Below are 4,413 nucleotides of genomic sequence, written 5' to 3' on the forward strand. Positions count from 1 at the left end.
GGCAGGTGGTACACGATCTCGAAGGACGGGACTTCCGTGCACCTGTGGGAGCTGGGCCAAGAGAACTGACGTTGGGCGGGTGACGCCTGCGCCATCCGGGGAACGTCGCCTGCTGGCACCCAGTAGTCCTGGGGTGTGAGATACACGCAGGGCGGCGGGCTGACCGACGCCGAGAGGTGCAAGCGGGAGCGATTGCGGCTTCAGGCCGTGGAACGCTTCGAGACCGGGCAGAGGAACGCGGAGGCCGCTGCCGCGCTGCGGGTGAGCGTCCGGTCGGCGGAGCGATGGCGCCGTGCCTGGCGCGAGCACGGGGAGGCGGGGCTGCTGTCGAAGGGCTCGCCGGGAAGGTCGAAACTCAGCGAGTTCCAGGTCACCAGGCTGGAGCGGGAGTTGGAGCACGGCCCGCTCGCTCAGGGCTGGGCGGACCAGCGGTGGACGCTGGCACGAATCAAGACGCTGATCGGCCGGCTCTTCCACGTCTCCTACACGGTCGAGGGCACCTGGCAGCTGCTCAAGCGTCACGGTTGGTCGTGGCAGCAGCCTGCCCGCCGAGCCATCGGGCGCGATGACGAGGCTGTCGAGGTCTGGAAGAAGGAGACCTGGCCGCGGGTAAGAGCAATGCGGCGGAGCGCGGGGCCTGGATCGTCTTTGAGGACGAGGCCGGGCAGTCGCTGACTCCGCCGCGCGCCAGGACCTGGGGCAGGATCGGCCAGACCCCGGTCGTGCGGGTGAGGGGCCGCGGCTCCGGGCGGGTCTCGATGGCGGGCATGACCTGCTACAAGCCCGGTGAGCGGGCCAGGTTGATCTACGCGATCCGGGAGTACCGGGGCCGCAAGGACGAGCCGAAAGGCTTCGGCTGGCGAGACTTCCGGGATCTCATCGTCCGCGCCCGCATCCAGCTCGGCGGCCCGATTGTGCTGGTCTGGGACAACGTCCGCCTCCACCTGACCAGGGGCATGAGGGAGTTCATCGATGCGAACGCCGAGTGGCTCACCGTGTTCCAACAACGTCAAGGCCAGCACACCAATGATGAACAACCCATCCCCCTGATCCTGCTGCTGCCGCATCATGCGACGCTGCAATTCAATCTCAGACAAGGGGAGTTCTCACCTTCGGGAGGAGAGCAGCGTTCCGCGCCGTGGTTTGGTGCCAGTCTTGTGGTGGGCGGGGCGGCTGTATGCCTCGCCGGTCGCGAGAACTCTGCCCACGTCGTGACGAGTGGCGGGGTGGCCGTTCTTTGAGCCTGGTGGTCGGCCTGGTCCGGGTCGGGACGGTTTCGGTGCACCGGCCGGAGTGCCAGTCTTCGTGCGCAGGTTCCTGAACCCCCGCCGGACACGGGCGGGGGTGAGCCTGTTCGGCTCGGCCGGCTTCTCCCAGGGGCGCCGGAGGTCACCGGCGAGCGGCCGGGCGAGGCGGAGCTGGGCATAGGCGGCGATCACCAGCCAGGTCCACCGATCGGCCGCCTCCGAGCTGCGGAGCCGGGGCCTGGTCCACCCGAGGGTCTGCTTAAACAGGCGAAACGTGTGCTCGATGTCGAAACGCCGCAGGAACGACTGCCAGCAGCGGTCGACGTCCGACTCGGTCGCGGCAGTGCCCGACCACCACAGCCAGACCGGCCTGTTCACCCCGCCGCTCGGTAGCTTCTCCACGGTCAGGCGGATGACGGTGCCCTCAATGAGGGGCAGCGGACCGTCGTGGTCCAGCCACGCGGCCCTGCGGGTCAGCCGCGGGTGCAGCCGGTCCCACGCTTGCGCGGTCGCCTTTCCGTAGCGGCGGGTGTCGGTGACCGTGACGGCCTGCTCGGTGCCCCAGCTGGCGGGGTCATTGAAGACGAACTCGCCACCGTGCCTGGGTAGTCGTCCTCCCTTGGGGTTGGCCAGGAAGAACTCCGTGCGCGAGGGCGCCGGCCGTCGCATTACCCGGTCCGAACGGAGCCGGCCCAGGACCTCGACGGGCAGTCCGGCCAGCAGGTGCGCGATGCGCGGAGCGTCGTAGCCGGCGTCCAGTACAACCAGGACGTCCGGGTCGCCCGGCTTCCACTGGCCGGCCGCGACGAGCCGTTCGACAACCTCGCGGATCTGCACCGTGGTCACCGCCGCGACGTCGGTGCCGGGCTCCAGGCGGACGGCGTCGAGCACCGCTGTCCACGAGGTGCGTCCCGTCTCCAGCGCCGCCACGACCGAGTACGGCCAGCCGGGCACCATCTGGTGCTTGCCCTCACCCCGGTCGAATGTGTGGCAAAAGGCCCGGGCGGCGCAGGTGTTGGCGTCCGGCCTCAGCCACGGCGAGACGTCCACGGCCAGCACCAGACGACCGTCCGCCGCCCTCGGCAGCGGCATCGACACCAGCGCGCGACGCAGCCGGGCGACGTCGATCCGCCCGTGGTTGAGTCCGCCGTACAGAGCCCCGTGACCGCGACGGTGTTCGGGCGCGAGCGCGAGATCGACCAGAGTGCGCACCGGCCCGTCCGCGCACAGCAGCGCGTCACACAGCTCGAACAACGCGTCCCCCCCCCGCGCGTACAGCTCCGACCGGAAGCGTGACACTTCCGCGAACTCATCCCGCAGTACACCCTGATGCACCAGACTCACGACCACGGCCTTCGCGCAGATCCACTCTGTGACGGAGAAAAAGGATCAGACGGAGGCCGCCTTCATGTCCGCTGGACTGCGAAAACGCCTATCAAGCTCGAGCCGCGTTCGACGCCGGACCTTAAACGACAAGGTAAGCTTGTTCCTTATCGCCGGGCTTGATCGCGTTCGATCAGTGTCTCCGGGCGTTTGATGGTTTTGCCCACGTCGTAGCGGGTGGCGGGATGTCGGTTCTTGGAGCCGGGTGGGCGTCCGGGTCCGGGCCGGGTGGGTTTCGGAACCCTGGCCGGGTTGGCGAGGTGGGGTCGGATGTTCCGGAATGCTCGGCGAACACGCGTCGGGGTCCTCGCGGTGCCGGCGTGGGTGGACTTCTCCCAGGGCTTGCGCTGGTCGGCCGTGGCTGGGGCGGCGAGGCGGAGCTGGGCGTGGACGACGATCACGAGCCAGGTCCAGCGTTCGGCTGCCTGTGGGTTGCGCAGGCGCGGGCGGGTCCAGCCGAGGTCCTGTTTGAAGTAGCGGAAGGTGTGCTCCAGGTCGAAGCGGCGCAGGTAGCAGGACCAGACCTGGTCCACGTCGGTGGTGCTGGCGCCGGTTTTCGAGGGCCACAGCCACAGCGGCGGCGCGTCGCGATCGCCGGGCAGGCGCTGGACCTTGAGCCGAATCAGGGTGCCCTCGACCAGGGGGAGTTCGCCGTCGTGGTCGATCCACGAGGAACGGTGGGTCAGCCGGGGGTGTACCCGGTCCCAGGCCTGGGTGTGGGCCTTGCCGTAGCGGTCGGTGTCGTTGACCGTCACCAGCGCGGGCTCGGGCCAGGTCTCCGGCTTGGCCAGCCGGAGTTCCAGGCCGTGCTTCCGCGGACGTCCCAGGGGCTGATAAGTGAAGGACAGCGGCCGTGGCGGAACCCTCAACACCCGGTCGGAGCGCAGGCGGCCGACGAGTTCGACGGGCAGGTCCCGCAGGAGCCACGCCAGGCGAGTCACGTCGTAGCCAGCGTCCATCACGACCAGCATCTCCTGGTCGCCGGTCCGCCACTGGGCGGCGCGGACCAGGCGCTCGACCACGGCGCGCAGCTGGATGGCGGTGACAGCGGTGGCGTCGTCCTCGGGGCCCAGGCGGACCGCGTCCAGGACCGCAGTCCACGACGATGGGCCCGGGGAAAGGGCGGCGACCACGGAGTACGGCCAGCCCGGGATGATCTGAGCGGCCGCCCGGGATCGGCCGTGAACGTGGCAGAACAGCCGCTCCGGCGAGCACGCCGCATCCGATCGGAGCCACGGCGAGACGTCCACGGACAGCACGATCCGCCCCTCTAGGCGCGGTAGCGGCACCGAGACCAGCAGGTCACGCAGCCGCTCGACATCGAGGCGACCGTGGTTGAGCGCCGCATACAAGGAGCCGTAGCCGCGGCGGTGCTCAGCGGTCAGCGACAGCTCCACCGGGGTCTTCACCGGCTCGTCCGCACACAGCAACGCGTCGGTGAGATCGAAGAACGCATCCGCCCGCGCCGACAAGCACCCGTAAAAGTCGGTCCGGAAGTGTGACAGCTCCTCGAATGCGTCCCGCTCGCCGACCCGCGCCAGCACACTCATCACCACGGCCTTCTTCGTGAACACTCTGATCTCGTCGTTGAGTTCAGGATCACGAGAAGGCCGTACCCACGTCCGGCGATCACCCGAACGAGTGACCTGGCGAACGTTGATGATCAAGCCGGAGGTTAAAGAACAAGGTAAAAGAGCGTTTTGTCCTGGCGAGGTTGTTTCGCGTCGATTCGCAGACCGAGCCGGTATGGGGCTCTCGGGGCAGATGTGCCTGATGCGGGGCA

At 68.8% G+C, this 4,413-nt stretch carries 2 protein-coding genes and 1 pseudogene; 1 reads left to right on the forward strand and 2 read right to left on the reverse strand.

Translation table 11 applies throughout. The annotated features are described in order from the left end of the window. Positions 1–135: 135 nt before the first annotated feature. Positions 136–1,004 (forward strand): annotated as a pseudogene (locus tag ACZ69M_RS51050) (IS630 family transposase); the annotation flags it as partial. 102 nt (positions 1,005–1,106) lie between these two features. Here ACZ69M_RS51050 and ACZ69M_RS51055 read toward each other — a convergent pair. Beyond that, positions 1,107–2,591: an NF041680 family putative transposase gene (locus tag ACZ69M_RS51055; RefSeq protein ID WP_470060538.1), complete on the reverse strand. Its 1,485-nt coding sequence runs from the start codon at positions 2,589–2,591 to the stop codon at positions 1,107–1,109. 146 nt (positions 2,592–2,737) lie between these two features. Then, a complete protein-coding gene (locus ACZ69M_RS51060) occupies positions 2,738–4,180 on the reverse strand; it encodes an NF041680 family putative transposase (RefSeq protein WP_470060539.1) in 1,443 nt (480 codons plus the stop codon). Positions 4,181–4,413 lie beyond the last annotated feature (233 nt).

It is taken from the genome of Streptomyces sp. NPDC107454 (assembly GCF_055582885.1).

Excerpts from the sequence above, each read along its gene's own strand:
- ACZ69M_RS51060 (WP_470060539.1), bottom strand. The coding sequence starts at position 4,180 with ATGAGTGTGCTGGCGCGGGTCGGCGAGCGGGACGCATTCGAGGAGCTG.